Genomic DNA, 17,591 nt, shown 5'->3' on the forward strand with positions numbered 1-17,591 from the left:
CATTAGGGAAGCTTTTGGGCTAAATAATAATACGGTTCAAACAGGTGATGTTGGAAGATTTTGCCTTTTACGTCCGGAAAGCGCTGAAGGTAAGCGGCATCGGCGTAAAGAATGATTGGCGTGCCGGCCCGCACGTAGTTGCTGCTTGGGTAGTATGCCGCTGGCTGGTAGCCTTCTAGCTGCTTAGCCACGCGCTTGCCCACCACGGTGCCTAGGTACTTCTGATAGGCGCGCTGGGCCTTGCGGGTGGGGCGTTCCAGTTGGCGGTAGAGGTAGTTGAGCACGAGGCGCTGCCCAAACCTTTGCTTACCAATGGCTTCTTTGGCGTTCGTAAAGGGGTTGGTGGTGTTAAAGTCCTGAATGGTTTGGATGGAAATCGGCACCTCGGGTACCCAGTCGGCGGAGTTCACTACGTTAAGCGCCCAGCTACCTTGGGCGCTATGCGCCTGGGCTTCGTAGTCGTAGGCGTAGTAGAGGTTGCCGGGTTTGGGGCCGGCACTAGAATAGGTTTTCAGCCGGATATCAGCCGGGAGCTTTTGCTGCCGCTGCAAGGCCCGTAGGTGCGAGGTAAGCAAGTAGGCAATGCCACCACCTTGGCTGTGGCCCATTATCACAAAGTCGCGGATACCGCGCCGGTAGCAGGAGTCCACTTTATGTACCACGTTGTCGGCGAGGAAGGCCATCCCTAAAAGCCAACCCGCGTGCACTGCCGCCTGCGGGTGCGTGGAAAGCTCGTAGGGGAAGGTGCGCGTAGCCGAAAGCTTCAGCTCGCCCTTGGCCGGTAGCATGGCCGCGTAGAAGTTTTCGAGCCAGCTCACCGAGTTGGCCGTAGTGCCCCGAATACTGAGCACGGCCACCGAATCACGACTGGTCCACAAGTCCCAGCGGTTGTCCAAACCTAACACGGGCGAGCGGTACACCATTCGAAAGCGGGTAGGCCTTGGGATTTGACCGAAAAAGGCGGTGTCGGCAATGCGGGCGTGCAGGCGCAGCAACTCTAGGTACTCGGCCTTGTCGAAGCCGGGCTGCAAGTGGCGCGCCTCTGCGCCGTGGAGCAGTGCCAGCAGCAGCCAACCCACAAGTAAGATCTGTTTCATTGGGCCATCAACGGTGAACGGGCTAGCTATACGCGCAATAACGCAGGGAAGCTGCACAATAGTCAGAATATGTGCCGTTTATAGCCGCTAGTACTGGCTAGCTCCTTCGGTCGGGCAAGCAAATAGCAGGTGCTAAACCCCCGTTTCGGCGAGCTGCTGCAAGAGCTGCACGGCTTTCTCGGCGTCTTGGGTGGCCACGAAAATATGATCGTGGTAATAGCCAGCCACCACATTGCAGCTTACGCTGGCGCGGGCTAGGGTCTGAGCAAAAGCAGCCGTCAGTCCGACGGCTGCCAAGGATGAGTGCACGGTCAGCGTGATCCAGGCAGCTACGAAGGAATACGGCAGCTGCAAGCGGTCGGCGGTGGCTTGCGGCAGGATTACGGTAATGGCTTCCTGCTCCCGAAACAGGCAAATAATCTCTGCCAGATCGAGCCCATCGAGGGAAGCCACGGGGCAGAATACGTAGGTGCCCGGCTGAAGCGCCGGCTGCATGGTGCGCACCAGTTGCGCAAGGTTTGTTTCACCGCTCATGATTCAGGAAGTTGCGTGAGTTTTCCAGCAGTTGGGCTGCTCAGTAGTACGGCAGACCTAGGTACCTAGCTTGGTGGCAAGCCAGTCCCGCGTTGCGCGGTTAGTTTGGCGCTCCACTATCGCCAGAAAGGCCTGCGTGGTAGCCACTTTGGCTGCTGCCGTCTCCGTGAGAATCCGGAAGAACTGCGCATCACCCACCCGCTGGTGCAGCTCGAATAAAGTTACGGCGCCCTTGTCGTAAATCACCCGCCGCAGGCTAGGGTAATCGTACTTCGTCACGTCAAAGTTGATCAGAGCGGGCGCCGTGGCTGCCGACTTTTGGCGCTTAGTAAGTTCCTTTTGGAAGCTAGCCGTGTCGCCAACAGCCTTTAGGTAGAGCAAGCCCGAGTAGGAGGCAAAGCCCTCGTTCAGCCAGTTGTCATACGTGTTCCAAACGCCGTAGCCCCACCACTTATGGCTGATTTCGTGCGCCAGAATCATCAAGTCGCCGGGGTCTTTGGTATCGAAAGTTAGGTAGGCAATTACCGCGGCGTTATCCAGTAAGCCTGACGCCGAGCGGTTGATGCTAGGCAGTAGAAAGGTGAAGGTGCGGATTGGATCTTTGCTACCAAACTGGCGATTTTGGTAGGCAATTATTTTGTGAGCATCCGCCAGCAGTAAAGTGTCGTTGGCGTTGAAGGGGCGGTTGGCTTTATACAGGGTAACGCGCACCTGATCAGCCGTGGAAGCTAGCTTCGTAAAGCGCCGAGCGGCCATGGCAGTAATTTCAATGTTGGGCCCTGTTCCCGCGAATGTATAGGTGCCCGGCGTCGCGCGGACGGGCTCGTGGGTGCTAATCACTTGGTAGGCCGGAGGAACGTGTACAGTGAGGTGGTAGTCCACCAACTCGTATTCCTGGTTTGGAATGGTGGGCAGCCAATTTGCTTGCGCCGTGAAGTCCGCCAAGCTATCGGTATAATATCGCTCACCTATTTTGCCGCTGTACTCCACCGTAATCGTCTGCCGCGGCTTGGCATTGGCAAACTGAAGCGTGAGCCGGCGAAGCGTGTCTTTCTGATAGTTATCGAAGAAAGGCGTGGCGGTGTAAGCGCGCAGAGCGGCGCCCGTTACTTTCGCAACGGTAAACTGCTTGTTTACAGTAAGTAAAAAGGGCCCCGGCGAAACAGCCGCCTCCAGCGTGTAGCGGCACGAGAAGGAGTGGGTTTCTGGGCGAATCGTTAGCTCTACCGTTGCTTTGTTCCTGACCGCACAAGCTAGGTGAGTGGTAAGCAACAACGCGCAAAAAAATACTAAAACTCTCATGAGTAGTAAGCCGATACGTAGACCCGCGAAACTACGCGTATCCGCTCACACTAATCGTTTACCTGTGGGCCCTAGGCTGCGGGTAGCCTAGGGCCGCTGGTTGTTGGGCATCTCTGGTGCGACGTATCGCCCTAAGTGCCCGCACGTTACTCGGCTGGCTCGGTCACCGTATCGGCTTGGGTGGTTGCCTGATAAGAGTCGGCATATTTGAAATCGTCGAGCCAGTAGGCGGAACTCACTACCTCGAACGTGGCCGACTGCTCTGCCTTGCTCACGGGGCGTAGCTGCCAGACAATGGCAGGCGCTTCGGGGAAGCTGGTGCCATCGAGCTGCTCATGAAACAGGCGTTTCAGCAGCGCGTTATCGGGCATGCCTTGGGCCAACAGGCGCAGCAGAGGTGCTTCCGGATCCGTGTCGAAAAGGGCAAAAGCCTCGGAATCATCCGCTGTGAGCTTCACTTGGAACTGCACCGCTTCTGCCCTAGGAAATTTGCCATTGTAGGCGGTGTAAAGCAGTTGTGTGGCCTTGAAGAAGCCTTCGTGCTGCTCGAGCTCCGGATTCTCTTCCCAGAGTTTTTCCGTGAGCATCTGATGGGCTAGGTTTTCAATTTGGCCGGCCGTCAGTTGGTCTTCAAACAGGTGTTCTAGCACAGCTTGGGCAGCTTCAGCGGGCTCTAGGTCGGCTAAGGCCATCAGGCACATAGTTTTTAGCTCATCCGGAGCTAGCTCTTCGGGGTTGTCGTAACCGGTTTTGGTCAGAAGCGCTTTGTAGTCATTGGCTTGCCAGGAGTTGGGTAACTCCGTGAGGCTGTCAAATGAAAGCCGCTCTACGGTGAAAGTCTGCATAAGGGAAAGATCTAGGGGGTAGGCATGAGTAGCCAGGCGTGTACCCGTCGTGTTTACGGCGAAGGCCCCGAAGCAACCATAAAATTCCGGCGAACTTCTGCGCTAGGTCGGAGCCGCCTACCGAGTAACGCGCTAAAACGGGCGGGCAATAGCCCCTCGATTGGGCAACGGCCCCGAACAACAGCTAGCCTCCTGAGCAGCCAGCGGCGCGCCGAAAACCTAGGCGGAGCGGGAAGTTTGGTACAGAATTTACTTACGTAGTCAAGCACAACCTTAGTAAGTGTCACATTACCTGCATTTTCTACTTATATACCTCAGTTCAAACAACTTGCCCGCATGAGAAACGGATTACTTACTTCATTGCTACTTGGCGGAGTACTGCTGCTAGGCTCGTCCCAGCAAGCGGCAGCTCAGGGTGCCACCGACGCCGCTTCCGATCGGATGTCGTGGTACACAATGGAGAACAACACGCTGGTGTTGCGGACCAGCAACAAAAACAAGCCTGTGAAAACGACTCCCGTCACGAAGGATGTCGCGTTTCCGGATGGCATGCACCTAGACTACGCGACGCATTCGTTGGTCAGGCAAGATGGAAGCCGGGTAGAGCTGAAGGAAGGGGATATTTTGAGTGCCAATGGGCAGCTAGCTTCTGCTGCCACTGCCAAGCCGCGGGCGAAAGCAGCCGCTACCTGGGGCGGTAGCTCGGCTGCCTTTACCTATCAGCCGGTAGCACCCGTCAACGGGAAGCTGAAGGGGGTAGTGGAGCTAGGTGCCAGCGGCTTCAACATGTTCATCATTCGCGTGGACGAGCAGCGCAACTGGAAGCTGGAGAAGGTGGAGTACGGCAACAGCCTGGTAATGGAAAACATGGCCACTGAAGACGACATTCGCAAGGGCCTGAAGGCCTACATCGGGCAGATGCTGGACTTTGGCGTGGGCGGCCACGACATTCACTTCATTGTGAGCTCCGGCGCCGATATGGCCAAGGTGACGGCGCCCATTGTGCAAAATCTTAAAGCGTTGAGCTACGTCGTGACCACCGTCACGCCTGCCCGCGAAGGGGCGCTTGGCTTCAAAGCGGCCGTACCGAAGCCCTACGTCGACAAAGCCTTTATGGTGGATATCGGTTCGGGTAACACCAAAATTGCCTGGATGGAAAACGGCAACGCGAAAGTGGTAGACACGTACGGCGCGAAATACTTCCAGCAAACCACTGATACCGCGGTTGTGGCCCGCGAGGTACGCACCAAGGCTGCGCAGGTACCTAGCTCGCTGCGCGGCACCTGCTTCATTATGGGAGGCGTACCCTTCGAAATGGCTAAAGTGGGCCGGCAGGAGAAGGAGCCTTACACGGCCCTGCAACCTGCCGCCGCGTATTCGCAGCTGCAAGGCGCCAAGGCGCAAGCCGGCCTGACTATCTACCGGGCCATCGCCGCCGCTACTGGCTGTCAGCAGTTTATTTTTGGCTGGGATACCAATTTTACTATCGGCTATCTGCTGTCGTTGCCGTAGTAGGCTCTTCTGCATAGCTGATAGAAAACGACTTTAGTAGCAAAGCCCGTGATGATACACGTTCATCACGGGCTTTGCTATTGGACGTAAAAAGAACCTAGGGGCTGCTCTACAAAACGCCGGGAACTGGTTGACCTTACTTCGCTTTCATAGGAAGAGCACGCGCCTGGAAAAACGCGTCAGTCTTGCGGTTGAATTCGTCGGCGTGCTCCTGTAAGGTGCCGTGGCCGCTGTTGGGCACAATCCAGAGCCACGCGTAGGGCAGGTTTTGGTAGATGGCCACCGTGTGCTCGGGGCGAATCACGTCCCGGTCGCCGGCGATGATAAAGGAAGGCGTTTTGATTTTCGCTAGCGCAGTGAGCGGCACGTGAGGCTCTTTCCAATCGAGCAGAAACACCTTCCAGTCGTTTTTGCGCTTCGGATCGGTAAACGTCTGGTTTTTGCCTTCCCGGTAGCCGCGCTGCATTTGCTGCCACAGCTCCGGCATCAGCGCCGTGGAATCGGGCCAGAGGTTGGCGCCGGTAGCAGCTAGCCGTTTCACCTTGCTTGGGTGGCGCATCGCGAGTATCAGCGCCGTGATACCCCCGTCGCTCCAGCCGAGCACGTAGGCCGAATCGAGGTGCAACTGTGTGAGCAAAGCCGCGCAGTCATCGGCCATCATCTCGAAGCTGAGGGAATCGCCCGCGTCCGTCGACTTGCCATGCGCTCGGCTATCGAGGGCAACAACACGGTACTTTTTTGCGAAGTAGGGAATGTTCTGACTGAAATCTTTGCTGGTGCCGCCGTTGCCGTGAATAAGCAGCAAAGGCGCGCCCTTGCCGTACGTTTCGTAGTACAGCTTCACGCCGCGCACGGTAGCGTAATGCCCCGCCGCGGGGTTGTTGCCGTACGGCACCGCTTGGCCCAAACCTAGGTAGCTAAGGAGCAAAAACGGTAGGAGCAGGCAGTAGCGGCGCATAACGGAAAGGCTAGGGTACGGAGTAGTAAGATACAAGAAGTTGAAGCCGAGAATATGGTCTACTATCTTGTACTCAATGCCTACTACTTACGGGCGTTTACTTCCGCTGTAAGTACAGCAGAGTCGATTGGCCCGACGGACCGTATTTGTCATTGATGAGAAAATAGCCGCCTTTGTAAGCCGCCAACCCTTCCCAGTTGTAGGTCATGTACTCGGCGGGCAACTCAAACAAGGGCTTCCAACTCACCTTGTCCCGTTTGTAATGCAAGCTGATGAGGCGGCAATAGTTCTTATAGCTCTTCCCGTCTTGGATGAGCCGAGTATTGGGGTCACCGGCCGGGGTGCGGTATACGCTGTCGTCGGCGCCGTTGAAGAAGTAGTTGATGGCCGTGAAGCGGTTCTTGCCTTCGTAAACCAAGTCGGTGACGCGGAAAGGCAACCTAGCTACTGGCACATACTGCGGAATATCGGGCAGACGTGAGGCGTTCGGAATACGAAAAGCGTAGTTGTCGTGGGCGAAATAGTTGTACTCAAACAGCAGCAATAAACTCTTATTATAGCCAGTAGCTGCCTCGAAGCCCGCGTTGCTGATGTGGGAGCCGTCGGTAAGAGCCGGTTTGGGTAGCGGCACCAGATAATCCAGGTCCAGGGTGATGTTGGTGGTGGCGTCATTTAAAGCGCCCTTCACCAGATAGCAATACGTCGAAGGCGTGGTCGTCTCGATGGTGAAATACGCCGTGTCGCCCACCAGCGTGAGGCCCTCTAGTCCTTCGTACGTTTGGCAGGCACTGTCAAGGCGTGCCCTGACTTTATCGAGGTTCTGAATAGCGTACTTTTTGTACGCTAGGGCTTGGGACTTCTTGCTTAGCTGGTCGTCTAGGCTAGCTAGGTCGAGGGCATATACTTTGGCCTCAGCGCGGTCTTGCAAGCGGCTTTCAGACAAGAGCAGTAACTGCTTGTTGCGCAGAAATAGTCCGGAAAACTGGTTGTTCCGGTCCGCAATTTCCTTGGGCAGAACCAGCGTGTGAATGGTAAAAGGAGCCTTCTGGGCGCTGGCCAAAGCCGCTTGCAACACCAGGACGAAAAAGATAAAGCGTTTCAGGCGCTGCACTTGGTGGTAGGATGATGAGTGAGGACAAATGCTCCGCAAGGCAGAACGACACGCAAAGATTGCATGGATATGCTAGCCTCAAATGCAAATAAGTTAAGCTAAACTAAATTTACACAGCTGTCTAGCTGAGGGTAATTTAACTGCAGCAACTGCGCTATCTACTTCACATTCACCATCTGGAAGCATGGGACTATTTGACTTATTTGGAAAAGGCGACAAACCAAAACCAGAGGAAGACGCTGAAGAAACAGTGGAAAATGCGCCTCAGATGCTTTATGCCAGGCTTTTATTTACAGAGAAAATAAGCTTCGATAAAAGGCGAATAGCAGCCGAGCTGGAAGAAGCATTCGATAACGTTGAGGAAGCAGACAATCAGGGTAATACGTTGCTATATTATTTTCCTGATTATAGTGTGCAGTACCAAGATGGTAGCGTTCCTGCGCAGGGCGCAATATTCATTACCGAAGAACCAACATTTGACGCACAATCAGTAGCAACGGCTCTGACACAAAGTTGGCATTGGGCTGAAGCTGCAGCCGCTGTTGAAACCTGCAAGTATGAATGCCTAGTTAGTGATATGATGTCGCGCGGCTTGGACTATAAACAGCGCGCGGAATGCTACCAGAAATTTCTTTCAGCGATAATTAAAGCTACTAGACCGCAAGCAGTCCACTTTATGCAAAGCGATAAGCTAGTGGAGCCGTTTGCTTATGCTTTTGCGGTGTCAGAAGAAGAGCCAGATGTACTTAATGGCTTGGTGAACGTGCGTTTTTTCAATATCGCGAATAGTCCTGAGGGAGAAATGTTTTTGGATACCTTAGGCATGCATGCCCTCGGCCTGCCTGATTTTCAGATTCGTTTTCAAGAATTTGATCCTAATGCGGTTGTAAGTAGACTGTGGAGTTATGCTAATTACATCTACGAAAACGGTGTTGTTATCGAGCCAGGAAATACCATACAAGGCATGTCCGCAAACGACAAATGGACCTGTTACTACGCTGACGCCGCAGTAGAACCTAAGCGTGTGGTAATAGATTTGGAAACAGATTCCTGAGCTCTAGCTCACCCCGCCGTATCCGCCACCTCATCCCCATCATCCACCATCACCCGAGCTAGCTTTTCGATATTCAAGCTTCGCGCCGAGGCGTCGAAAATCTCGCGGTAAGTGCCTTTCAGATCATACAGTTCTTCGTGGGTGCCGCTTTCCACCATGCGGCCTTGCTTCATCACGTAGATGCAGTCCGAGTCTACGATTTGGGCGAGGCTGTGGGAGATGATGACCACCGTGCGGCCCTGCTTGATGGCTTCGAGCGAGTTTTTAATTTGCTCGGTGGCAATAGCGTCGAGGGAGGCGGTGGGCTCGTCGAGGAAGATGATGGGCGGGTTTTTCAGGAACAACCTAGCAATGGCAATGCGCTGCTGCTGCCCACCGGAGAGCTGTTGGGCGTCGCTCTGGTAGCCCTTCGGTAGCTCCATAATTTGCTCGTGCAGGTAGGCTTGCTGGGCTGCGTGCTGAATCTGCTCGAAGCTAGCATCCATGAGGCCGTAGCGGATGTTTTCCTCGATGGTGCCCTTGAAAATGTGGTTTTTCTGGAGCACCAGCCCGATTTGCTGGCGTAGAGCATGGGTGTCGTAATCGGCTAGGGGGCGGCCATCGAGCAGCATTTTGCCGCGGTCGGGGGCGTAGAACTTGCAGAGCAGGTTGATGATGGTGCTCTTGCCAGCGCCCGAGAGGCCCACCAACGCAGTGGTTTTGCCGGCTTCGATGGTCAGGCAGACGTCGTGCAGGGCCTGGGTGCCGCTGGGGTACGTGAAGTCGACGTTGCAGATGTCGAAGGTGCCTTGCAGGTGCTGAGGCTTCAGCGGACCGGTGGGCTCTACCGCGTCTTTCGCGTCGAGGATGTCGAAGAAGCCCTCAGAGTAGGTGAGGGCATCGTTCATCTCGTCGTAGATGCGGTGGAGCTGCCGGATGGGCGCCGACACGTTGTTGAACAGCAAGATGTGGAACATGATGGCCCCAATGCTAATCTGCCGGTCGAGTACCAAGTAGGCCGTCAGGATGATGATGAGCACCACGCCAATCTGCTCGGTGAAGGTTTTCAGGCCATCGTAGAGAAAGTTGGTTTTGCGGGTTTGCAGCTGGGCTTCCTGCAAAGCGTCCTGTTGGGTGTTCTGCTTTAGCTCCTCGTAGTCTTCGCGCACAAAGCTCTTGATGACCACAGCCGAGTCAATGAGGTTGACTAGGCCTTGGCTCCTAGCTTCGCGCAAACCCCGTAAGGCGCGGCGGGTGCCGTTGAGCTTATCGGCTTGGCGGTAGCTGAGCCAGAAGTACACCGGCAGCACGGCCACGGCCACGAGCCCCACGTACACATTGGCCATAAACATGACCACCAAGGCCACAATGGAGTTGGCGAACAGCGGCAGAATATCAATGAAGAAGTTCTGCACCAGCTTCATCAGGCTCTCCACGCCCCGGTCGATGCGGGTTTGGAGCTTGCCGGTCTGGTTGCCGTTGTCGGCGTAAAAACCTAGCTGGTAGCCGACTACTCTGTGCACCGCATCGTGCATGAGGTGGCTCGACACGCTGATGCGGATCTTCTCCCCGTAGAACTTCTGCCCGAACTGGATGAGCGTGTTTACGATTTCCTTGCCCAGCAGCAACCCACTAACCGCCAGCAGCAACGACCCGCCCTGAGCCAGACCTAGGTTGCGGTTCAGCAAGCTTTGCACCGTATCCACGGTGTAGCGCAGCACAAATGGGTTGACCTGCGCCGCCAACGAGCCCACCAGCGTGAGCAGCAACGTAGCAATGACCAGCCCCCGGTACGGGCGGACGTAGGGAAAAAGGCGTTGGATAATCTCCCAGAGGCTCATGCGTCGTTAGGGCTAGGTAAGGGGCTAGCTTGGTTAGACGAGCTTGGCGGGAGTGGGGTTATAATACGCTATAAAAGCTTGACTAGTTGGCTGTCTTTTAAATGCTATATTAAGTTCTCTTCCTGCATGATAATCAGGGCTTTGTCAGTTCCTGCTTTGCCGCCGTTTAGTGAACCGGGAAGCATGATAAGGCGCTTTTTCATCTTGCCATTCTTATCGCGAAACAGAATTTCAAAACGCGCTCGGGTTAGACCACGGAAGGCGGGTTTGAAAACTATTTTTTGAATTTGTTTTCTTTCTATAATTGGTTGAGCTGAATTTTTTAAGCTGATTAAGATAACGTAAACTAGAATTACTGCCAGCAAACCTAGGTAACCAGCCATGATATATTCAGCGTCTTTGTAATTGTTGTAAGACCAATAAGCTAGAAGGGTAGCAAATACTCCATAAGTAATCAGAGGCCGGGCTATGTTGTTGCCAACGTGAGCTTCTGCTAAACTGCCAATAAGTCCCTCTCGAGCTAAAACGATCTTATCTGGTAAGATGTGGCAGTAACCAGTTTTGGTTTTGAATACTTTATGTTCTTTCGTTATAAGTTGGGACACTTTCGATGGAATTGAAATCTATAATTAAAGTTAAAATATACAAACGTGATTAAGTACGTAGTTAATCTAATCAAAACTCAGACCAGCACCGAGTAATGATTCATTTCCTGAATACCTGAATAGAACGGCTTCACCAATTGGAAAAACGCACCGAACTCGGCGCTTTTGCGAAAGCCGTTGAGGTGCCGCTCCACCGAAGTCCACTCGATGCGCCAAATGAATAGCGAGGGGTCTTCGTCGCAATGAGTGAGTTGATAGCTGAGGCAGTCGGGCGAGGCGGCTAGGAGCTGGCAGGCGCTTTTAATGGCCTGCACGAAAGCCGGTTGTTGCTCAAGCGCAATGCGGTAGCGAATGTATTCGACAGTCATAACAGTAGGAGCTAGGTACAGCTTGAAGATACGAGTTTCGCGTTGGCGCCGCCAGTGCGCTGCCTTGTTGAGCTTCTGTCTCCAACCTAGGTATTGCGTATGCTAACTAGGTTTTGGCTTACAGGTAGTTAGGATAGGTGGCAGGCCGAAGCTGCCATACAAAAGGCGTTGCCTGATGGTTGATCAATTCACTAAAGGTGCTTTCGACAGCTGAAGTGAGTCTGGCCAAGAAGCGCAAGTGCGAAGATCAAGTTTAACTATCTCACTGTAAGAGATATTCTTATAACTTCCTTACCGCCTAGCCTGCTCCGGTGAGTAGCAAAAGCAAGGACTCATGATCTACCAGCAACTGCCGCCGCATCCGGCCTTGGCGCCTTACGTCAAAGAGTATGTGCTGCTACACTTTGATTTCAGGGGCTTGGACACGATTCCGACCAAGCTCATGCCTGCTCGGGCCGAACAAAGCTTGATTTTTTACCCTGAGGAGGCGTACACTAAGGTCCATGCCGAGCGCCAGCAGCAGTTTGTGATTCCGCACGCGGTGGTGCAAGGCCAGCCGCTTACGCATTGGCAGCACCATTATCCGCGCCAGTTTAAAGTCATGAAGGTGGTCTTTCAGCCGGGCGGGCTTTATCACCTGCTGGGTGGCATGCCCCTGGCCGAACTGACCGATGCCACGCTGGAGGCGGAAAGTGTGCTAGGTCCGGAAATCAGCCCGCTCACGCAACACCTAATGAACACGGCGCAGTATGCCGAAATGATCAAGGTCGTGGATACGTACCTTTTTCAACGTTTCCGCCGGCGCACGGTGCGCCTAGAGCCCATCGATAAGATGAGTCATTTGCTGCAAGCTCATAATCAGCCGCTTGCCTTGGAGTATCTCGCCCAGCAAGCTTGCCTGAGCTACCGGCAGTTCGAGCGCAAATTCCGCGACCGGATGGGGGTTAGTCCAAAGCTCTTTGCCCGCTTGGTACGCTTCAACAAGGCGCAGGCGCTCAAAGAAAAAAGCCCCGAACACGACTGGCTGACCGTGGCCCTCGCCTGCGGCTACGCTGACTATCAGCACTTGGCAAAAGATTTCAAGCAGTTTGCCGGCGTTACGCCCGTTGCCTTCCTACGGGAAGCGGCCCACTCGCCCGAGCACGTGTTGCGGCTGCGGTAAGATATCGTTTTTTGACCACTAGCCGTGGGTGTCGGAACCTAGCTTTGCTGAAAAGCAACTCATTACCGGCAACCGCTATGCAACCATCTTCCCGCCGTACGGCACTCAAAAACCTTTCTTCCGCCGTATTCGGTATGACGCTTCTAGATTCTTCCGCGCTCAGTGCTGGCCAGCCCACGCCGAGCAAACCTTTCGTTGTGCGCGGTGCCGAGGGCCGTTTCGCGGCCCACTACCGCATCATGGGCTTCGACTTGTACCTAAAGCTCTCCGGCCAAGATACACAGGAGCAATTCTCGGTGTTTACGGGCGTGTACCGCCAACACGATGGTCCGCCTCTGCATGTCCACTACCAACAAGATGAGGAGTTCTACATCTTGGAAGGCGAGTTTCTGGTGCAGGTAGGGGAGGAAAAATACACGCTGAAGGCCGGCGACTTGATCTTTTTGCCGCGCAACATCCCGCACGGCTTTCTGGTCTTGAGCGAAACCGCCAAAATGCTGTTCCTGACCCAGCCCAGTGCTACCACCGAGGCATTCTTCCAGCAACTTTCCCAGCTAAGCAGCACCGCCTCGCTGGAGCAAGTACAGCAGTTACACCTGGCGCATCACATGAAGATTGTAGGACCTAGGGTGAGTGTGGGGTAGCAATACCCCAACGAAGTTCAGCGCTCAGACCACCACGTCAGCGCGTAGTATCGCGCGCTGACGTGGTGGTGGTAAACCGCAACGATAGAAGTTGTCAGTACATGCGCGATGCTACATGCGGCATGATGGCCAACGGAATACGAGCTTTCTCCGCATTTTACCGCGTCAAGCGGTAGATCATTAGCGCGGCGCGTTGTACCAGCAGCGGAAACTCCTTGGTGTTCATGGTTTCGCCTGGCGCGTGGGCCCCTTTGCCCGACGACCCTAGTCCATCCAAGCAGTCGAGGTACTGCGCCACGATGGACACGTCGCCGGCGCCGCGGGAGCCAGGGTCGCCGGCCGTCACGGGGCCAAAACCTAGGTCGCGGCTTACTTGGTCGGCGAGGGTGGCTAGCTTTTGGTTGCCGGGCGTGGGCGGCATGCCGGGCAAGCCGTCGGTGAAGGTGATTTCTGCGCGGGTGTTGGGCAGGCTGTGGGCCACAATGTCGCGCATTTTGGTGCGAGCATCTTCCTTCTGCTGCTCGGTAAGGAAGCGCAAGTCGCCGGCCACATCTACTTCCGGCGAGATGATGTTGGTTTTTCCGACCGCTTCGCCGTGCGCTTTGGCGGCGTCGTACTTCACCTCTGAGCCGCCCACAATCAAGCCGGGGTTGAAGGTGAGGTACTGCTCCTGGCTTAGCTTTTCCCGAAATTCATCGAGGATGCGTGCCGCTTCGAACACCGCGCCGTAGCCCACATTCGGTTTAAAAATGCCCGACGAGTGCGCCGCTTGCCCGTACGTTTTGAGCTGCCAGCCGCTGGAACCTCGCCGCGCCGTCGCTACCGAGTGTAGCCCCGCCGCCGACTCAAAGGCGAGGGCCACGTCCGACTCTTTGGCTTTCGCAATGAAGTCGGCGCGAGCGGCGTCACCGGTGCCTTTGCGCTCTTCGTCGCCGGTGAAGTAGGCGGTGATGGTCGTGTTATCGAGCAGGCCGTTTTGTTGCAAGGCTTGTAGCGCCGCCAGCATCACCACGTCGCCGCCCTTCATGTCGTTCACGCCCTGACCCGTCGCGGTGGAGTCGTTGAGCTGGGTGTAGGGCGAAAAGGGCATGTCGAGTTCAAACACCGTATCGAGGTGGCCGATGAGAAAGAGCTTCTTGCCTTTCTTGCCCTTGCGCTGGGCTACTAAGTGGCCAGCGCGCTGCACTTCAGCGGGCATATCCACCCACGAGGTTTTGAAGCCAATGGCATCAAACTCTTTGCGGAAAATGTCGCCTACTTCGCGCACGCCTTTCAGGTTCAAAGTGCCGCTATTGATGTTTACCACCTGCACCAGTAGCTTCTCGCTTTGGGGCATGTTGCGCTGCACAGTAGCCACAATTTTCTTTTCGGTAGCCGTGAGTTTTTGGGCCTGCGCGGCGAAAGTAGCAGCAAAAGCACAGGCTAGGAGTAGGCGTTTTCTCATCGAATAGGCTAGGTCAGTTTGCAGAAATGAGCCTAATACTATTCAAAACTGCCGTTACTTGTGCATCCGAGGGGCAGATAAGTACCTTACTGGTCGCGGGTTGCGGTGGTGCTAGCTCAGCCCAAACTGCGCCAGCAGCGCCTCCTTATACTGCTTGCCGATGGGCAATTTCTCAGGCAAGTTGTACAGCTCTACCTCATTGCCGCTGATGGCTTTGATGGCGTCCATGCGCACGATGTAGGACTTCTGAATGCGGGTGAAGCGGCTGGCGGGCAGCTGGTCTTCCACCCGGCTCATGCGCAGATACGTGATAATGACCCGGTTCTTCAGAATAATTTTGATGTAGTCCTTCATGCCTTCGATGTAGTAGATTTCATCGAAGAGCACCCGTTGCAACGAGTTACCTTCTTTCACAAACAGGTACTCCGGTGCCGGCGGAGCTAGGGTAGCGGGCCGGTTATGGAGCACAGCCAACGCCTTATTCACCGCCTTCAAAAAGCGCGGAAACGACACGGGCTTGACGATGTAATCCAACGCATCTAGCTCAAAGCCCTCCAGCGCGTAGTTCGGGTAGGCCGTAACGAAGATGACGTACGGCGGATTGTGCAAGGACCGAATGAACTCGATGCCATTGACTTGTGGCATGTTGATATCGGAAAAGACCAGGTCTACTTTCTGCTGCTGTAATACTTCCAAGGCCTCGAACACATGCTCACAGCTGCCTAGTAAGTTCAGGGACGGTATTTTGGCGACGTAATCTTCGAGCAACTCGCGGGCGAAGGGTTCATCGTCGATAATGAGGCAGTTAATCATTGGGCAGGAGCAAAACGGGGGAAGAATAATGCCGGCCGCGCAAGTGGCGGCGCGGTAGACGTCAGCCGAATGGTTAGGGCCACGCGGTACGTGTAGGCTTCCTGGTCGCGGGTGATGGTGAGGTCGTACTCGGTGGGGGCGTAGTGGAGTGCTAGGCGCTTCTTTACGTTATCGATGCCCACGCCCCCAAACTCGCGCCGTGTGGCCGTAGGGCTAAAGCTGTTGCTGACTTCAAATCGTAGCTGGGTAGCGTCCGCCGCCAAGGAAATAGCGACCCAGGAAGCATCGAGGCTGCTATCGACGCCGTGCTTGAAGGCATTTTCGACGAAAGGAAAAAACAGCAGCGGCGTGATGGTCTGCTGGTCCGTGATACCCGATTTCTGGTAAGTGATGCGGACTTTCTTACCGTAGCGCAGCCGTTCTAGCTCTAGGTAGGCATCCAGGAAAGCCGTTTCCTTCGTGAGCGGCACCAGGGCGGCGTCCGACTCATACACGGTGTAGTGCATAAGGTCGGAGAGGTGCTGCACCATATCAGGGGCACGCTCGTCCTGCTTCACCACCATGGTGTAGATGTTGTTGAGGGTGTTAAAGAGAAAATGCGGATTGACCTGGGCTTTCAGAAAACTGACTTCCAGGTTGAGGTTTTCGCGTTGCAGGCGCAGGGTGTGGTTGCTTGTCGTGAGCAGAAATTGTAAGAACCGCCCGAAGATGGGCAGCATCACGGTGATACTGAAATCGTAGAGGCCGATGCTGACCCCGTACCACGAGAAGACGCCCACCCAAATTCCTTTATCCAGAATGCGGTAGATGTAGCTTTCCTTCGGGTCTAGCTGGTAATAGTCGAAGCCTAGGAAGAGCACGTACGAAGCTAGGGCCCAACAGTAATAGATGGCCACTAAGCTCAAAGCCGTGGAGAGCCAGCGGCCTTGCAGCACAAAGCGGGGCAGCACTATCCGCGAGAAAAAGTAAAAACCAACCACCGCGGCCACCGTGTCCTTGAGCGCGAAGCACCACGTAAGCAAGGGCGACTTGTGCCAGCCGCTGTACGTGAAGTACTCAAACCCAATATACAACGCCCATAAAAGCAGCGGCCGTACGACCTGCATGCGTGGGATGCGGAAAGGAAGCGGATAAGTCATAAGAGCAAGGCTGGCACTTTCCTCTAAAGTTGAAGGCGAAGGTGCAAACGTAAGTGCGCATTTTCCTCCTTGAGCTGCACGGTATGCTGATGAGGGTATTGCAATGCTAGCCGCCGCAGCGCTGCTTCAATGGCCGCATCGGTGCGGTAAAGGTGCGCTAACGGCACCCCCGTTGTGCGGACTATCAGCAGCGTCAGCGTATCAGCGTCAACTTGGATCGTGCTCTGAATATGCACAGAACTGCCCGGAACCGCTTCTATTCCCACAAAAAGTCTTTCCAGAAACGGATGCAAGAGCAAGGGCGCGAGCTGCTGCGTGGTGACTATGCCCTCAACCTCGTGCGTGATGGTAGCCTCCGGATGAAGCAGGCGCTCCAAGGCTAGGTAATCTTCCAGGAACTCCAGCTCCCGGCTTAGTGCGACGCGCTCCGTGTCGGTTTCGTAGAGGGTGTAGCGCATCAAATCGGCTAGGTGCAGCACGACGTCGCCCGCGCGCCGGTCGCGGCTGCGGGTCAGGCGCTGCAAGGTGCCGAGGGTGTTGAACAAGAACTGCGGATTTATTTGGGCTTTCAAGTAGCTCAGCTCTAGGTGTAGATGGTCGCGCTCTAAGGCTAGGCGGCGGCGTTCGATGACCAGCGCATACGTGACAAAGCTGATGACAATGGGGAAGAGTACGGTGGCCAGTAAATCCATCAACGAACCCAGCAGTCCGCGCCAGCTTGTCAGGTCGGGCCAAGGGCTTTCGGCGTAGCTTTTCTGGAGGTTGTAGCGCAAATCGGCGCTTATGGGAGCGTAGTGAATAATCAGCAAAGCGCCCGCGTACATCCACAGACGGTAGGTATAGATGAGCACCACTGCCCCCAGCAGGGCGAGGCCGAAGCGGCCGCGGAGCAGCCAGCGCGGAATAATCAGGTATACCAAGCAGTTAAAAAGCCCGATAGCGAAGCCCCATTCCAGCAGCACATAGGGCCAGATGGGACCCGTAAAGTGGTAGTTGGGGCGATTGTTCCAGGCAAAGTAGAACCCGCATAGCAAGAGCCATAGCACTAGCTGCATCAGCACGGCAGTAGCGCGGGGACTTAGGCGGGGCTCCGCGGGGCTAGGTAGAAGTTCGGGCATGAAAAAAGGCAGACCAACTCGCACGTTGGTGGTGTGGGGCCGTGACTTGGTCGAAATAAGTTCGG

17 protein-coding genes are annotated in these 17,591 nt (G+C 55.1%); 4 read left to right on the plus strand and 13 right to left on the minus strand.

What is annotated here, in order from left to right; genetic code table 11:
* Positions 1-2: 2 nt before the first annotated feature.
* The 4 genes from BXP70_RS15370 to BXP70_RS15385 all read right to left on the minus strand — a co-directional run bounded on the left by BXP70_RS15370 (position 3) and on the right by BXP70_RS15385 (position 3,778).
* Positions 3-1,097: a lipase family protein gene (locus BXP70_RS15370; RefSeq protein WP_086594980.1), complete on the minus strand. Its 1,095-nt coding sequence runs from the start codon at positions 1,095-1,097 to the stop codon at positions 3-5.
* A 132-nt stretch (positions 1,098-1,229) separates the two neighbouring features.
* The gene (locus BXP70_RS15375; protein WP_086594981.1) at positions 1,230-1,631 is read right to left on the minus strand and encodes an ACT domain-containing protein; all 402 of its coding nucleotides are present in this window, start codon (positions 1,629-1,631) and stop codon (positions 1,230-1,232) included.
* Between the two features lie 57 nt (positions 1,632-1,688).
* The gene (locus BXP70_RS15380; RefSeq protein WP_143436519.1) at positions 1,689-2,933 is read right to left on the minus strand and encodes a M1 family aminopeptidase; all 1,245 of its coding nucleotides are present in this window, start codon (positions 2,931-2,933) and stop codon (positions 1,689-1,691) included.
* Positions 2,934-3,079: 146 nt separating this feature from the next.
* Positions 3,080-3,778, minus strand: coding sequence for a hypothetical protein (locus BXP70_RS15385; RefSeq protein ID WP_086594983.1), 699 nt, complete (start codon positions 3,776-3,778; stop codon positions 3,080-3,082).
* Positions 3,779-4,114: 336 nt separating this feature from the next.
* Here BXP70_RS15385 and BXP70_RS15390 point away from each other — a divergent pair, with 336 nt between their 5' ends.
* Complete coding sequence (locus tag BXP70_RS15390) at positions 4,115-5,290, plus strand: hypothetical protein (RefSeq protein ID WP_143436520.1); 1,176 nt, start codon at positions 4,115-4,117, stop codon at positions 5,288-5,290.
* 136 nt (positions 5,291-5,426) lie between these two features.
* Here the strand turns inward: BXP70_RS15390 and BXP70_RS15395 are convergent, their stop codons facing one another.
* Positions 5,427-6,248: an alpha/beta fold hydrolase gene (locus BXP70_RS15395; RefSeq protein WP_086594985.1), complete on the minus strand. Its 822-nt coding sequence runs from the start codon at positions 6,246-6,248 to the stop codon at positions 5,427-5,429.
* Between the two features lie 97 nt (positions 6,249-6,345).
* Positions 6,346-7,359 (minus strand): hypothetical protein, encoded by a 1,014-nt coding sequence (locus tag BXP70_RS15400; protein WP_086594986.1) that lies wholly within the window; start codon positions 7,357-7,359, stop codon positions 6,346-6,348.
* Positions 7,360-7,543: 184 nt separating this feature from the next.
* On the opposite strand from BXP70_RS15400, the gene BXP70_RS15405 reads away from it, so the two are divergent.
* On the plus strand, positions 7,544-8,413 hold the full coding sequence (locus BXP70_RS15405; RefSeq protein WP_086594987.1) for a DUF4261 domain-containing protein: 870 nt from the start codon (positions 7,544-7,546) through the stop codon (positions 8,411-8,413).
* A gap of 8 nt (positions 8,414-8,421) precedes the next feature.
* Here BXP70_RS15405 and BXP70_RS15410 read toward each other — a convergent pair whose 3' ends face one another.
* The 3 genes from BXP70_RS15410 to BXP70_RS15420 all read right to left on the minus strand — a co-directional run bounded on the left by BXP70_RS15410 (position 8,422) and on the right by BXP70_RS15420 (position 11,206).
* Entirely contained in the window at positions 8,422-10,233 is a 1,812-nt protein-coding gene (locus BXP70_RS15410; protein ID WP_086594988.1) for an ABC transporter ATP-binding protein, read from the minus strand.
* A 104-nt stretch (positions 10,234-10,337) separates the two neighbouring features.
* Positions 10,338-10,838 carry a phosphoribosylaminoimidazolesuccinocarboxamide synthase gene (locus BXP70_RS15415; protein WP_245849647.1) on the minus strand — a complete coding sequence of 167 codons (501 nt, stop codon included), beginning with the start codon at positions 10,836-10,838 and terminating at the stop codon, positions 10,338-10,340.
* 77 nt (positions 10,839-10,915) lie between these two features.
* Positions 10,916-11,206, minus strand: coding sequence for a putative quinol monooxygenase (locus BXP70_RS15420; protein ID WP_086594989.1), 291 nt, complete (start codon positions 11,204-11,206; stop codon positions 10,916-10,918).
* 334 nt (positions 11,207-11,540) lie between these two features.
* Between BXP70_RS15420 and BXP70_RS15425 the strand changes: the two genes are divergently transcribed.
* Entirely contained in the window at positions 11,541-12,368 is an 828-nt protein-coding gene (locus BXP70_RS15425) for an AraC family transcriptional regulator (protein ID WP_086594990.1), read from the plus strand.
* 77 nt (positions 12,369-12,445) lie between these two features.
* Positions 12,446-13,012: a cupin domain-containing protein gene (locus BXP70_RS15430; RefSeq protein ID WP_086594991.1), complete on the plus strand. Its 567-nt coding sequence runs from the start codon at positions 12,446-12,448 to the stop codon at positions 13,010-13,012.
* 157 nt (positions 13,013-13,169) lie between these two features.
* Here BXP70_RS15430 and BXP70_RS15435 read toward each other — a convergent pair whose 3' ends face one another.
* From BXP70_RS15435 to BXP70_RS15450, 4 genes are all read right to left on the minus strand, one after another.
* Positions 13,170-14,456 (minus strand): M20/M25/M40 family metallo-hydrolase, encoded by a 1,287-nt coding sequence (locus BXP70_RS15435; protein WP_086594992.1) that lies wholly within the window; start codon positions 14,454-14,456, stop codon positions 13,170-13,172.
* Positions 14,457-14,567: 111 nt separating this feature from the next.
* On the minus strand, positions 14,568-15,269 hold the full coding sequence (locus tag BXP70_RS15440) for a LytR/AlgR family response regulator transcription factor (RefSeq protein ID WP_086594993.1): 702 nt from the start codon (positions 15,267-15,269) through the stop codon (positions 14,568-14,570).
* Positions 15,266-16,408, minus strand: a complete 1,143-nt coding sequence (locus tag BXP70_RS15445) for a sensor histidine kinase (protein WP_086594994.1) — start codon at positions 16,406-16,408, stop codon at positions 15,266-15,268. Before BXP70_RS15445 ends, BXP70_RS15440 begins: the two co-directional genes overlap by 4 nt.
* Positions 16,409-16,431: 23 nt before the next feature.
* On the minus strand, positions 16,432-17,526 hold the full coding sequence (locus BXP70_RS15450) for a sensor histidine kinase (protein ID WP_086594995.1): 1,095 nt from the start codon (positions 17,524-17,526) through the stop codon (positions 16,432-16,434).
* Positions 17,527-17,591 lie beyond the last annotated feature (65 nt).

Origin of the sequence: Hymenobacter crusticola (genome assembly GCF_002154225.1) — a bacterium.
Lineage (GTDB): Bacteria > Bacteroidota > Bacteroidia > Cytophagales > Hymenobacteraceae > Hymenobacter > Hymenobacter crusticola.

Excerpts from the sequence above, each read along its gene's own strand:
- BXP70_RS15410 (WP_086594988.1), bottom strand. The coding sequence starts at position 10,233 with ATGAGCCTCTGGGAGATTATCCAACGCCTTTTTCCCTACGTCCGCCCG.
- BXP70_RS15420 (WP_086594989.1), bottom strand. The coding sequence starts at position 11,206 with ATGACTGTCGAATACATTCGCTACCGCATTGCGCTTGAGCAACAACCG.
- BXP70_RS15430 (WP_086594991.1), top strand. The coding sequence starts at position 12,446 with ATGCAACCATCTTCCCGCCGTACGGCACTCAAAAACCTTTCTTCCGCC.
- BXP70_RS15385 (WP_086594983.1), bottom strand. The coding sequence starts at position 3,778 with ATGCAGACTTTCACCGTAGAGCGGCTTTCATTTGACAGCCTCACGGAG.
- BXP70_RS15425 (WP_086594990.1), top strand. The coding sequence starts at position 11,541 with ATGATCTACCAGCAACTGCCGCCGCATCCGGCCTTGGCGCCTTACGTC.
- BXP70_RS15405 (WP_086594987.1), top strand. The coding sequence starts at position 7,544 with ATGGGACTATTTGACTTATTTGGAAAAGGCGACAAACCAAAACCAGAG.
- BXP70_RS15370 (WP_086594980.1), bottom strand. The coding sequence starts at position 1,097 with ATGAAACAGATCTTACTTGTGGGTTGGCTGCTGCTGGCACTGCTCCAC.
- BXP70_RS15390 (WP_143436520.1), top strand. The coding sequence starts at position 4,115 with ATGAGAAACGGATTACTTACTTCATTGCTACTTGGCGGAGTACTGCTG.
- BXP70_RS15395 (WP_086594985.1), bottom strand. The coding sequence starts at position 6,248 with ATGCGCCGCTACTGCCTGCTCCTACCGTTTTTGCTCCTTAGCTACCTA.
- BXP70_RS15450 (WP_086594995.1), bottom strand. The coding sequence starts at position 17,526 with ATGCCCGAACTTCTACCTAGCCCCGCGGAGCCCCGCCTAAGTCCCCGC.
- BXP70_RS15440 (WP_086594993.1), bottom strand. The coding sequence starts at position 15,269 with ATGATTAACTGCCTCATTATCGACGATGAACCCTTCGCCCGCGAGTTG.
- BXP70_RS15445 (WP_086594994.1), bottom strand. The coding sequence starts at position 16,408 with ATGACTTATCCGCTTCCTTTCCGCATCCCACGCATGCAGGTCGTACGG.
- BXP70_RS15435 (WP_086594992.1), bottom strand. The coding sequence starts at position 14,456 with ATGAGAAAACGCCTACTCCTAGCCTGTGCTTTTGCTGCTACTTTCGCC.
- BXP70_RS15375 (WP_086594981.1), bottom strand. The coding sequence starts at position 1,631 with ATGAGCGGTGAAACAAACCTTGCGCAACTGGTGCGCACCATGCAGCCG.
- BXP70_RS15380 (WP_143436519.1), bottom strand. The coding sequence starts at position 2,933 with ATGAGAGTTTTAGTATTTTTTTGCGCGTTGTTGCTTACCACTCACCTA.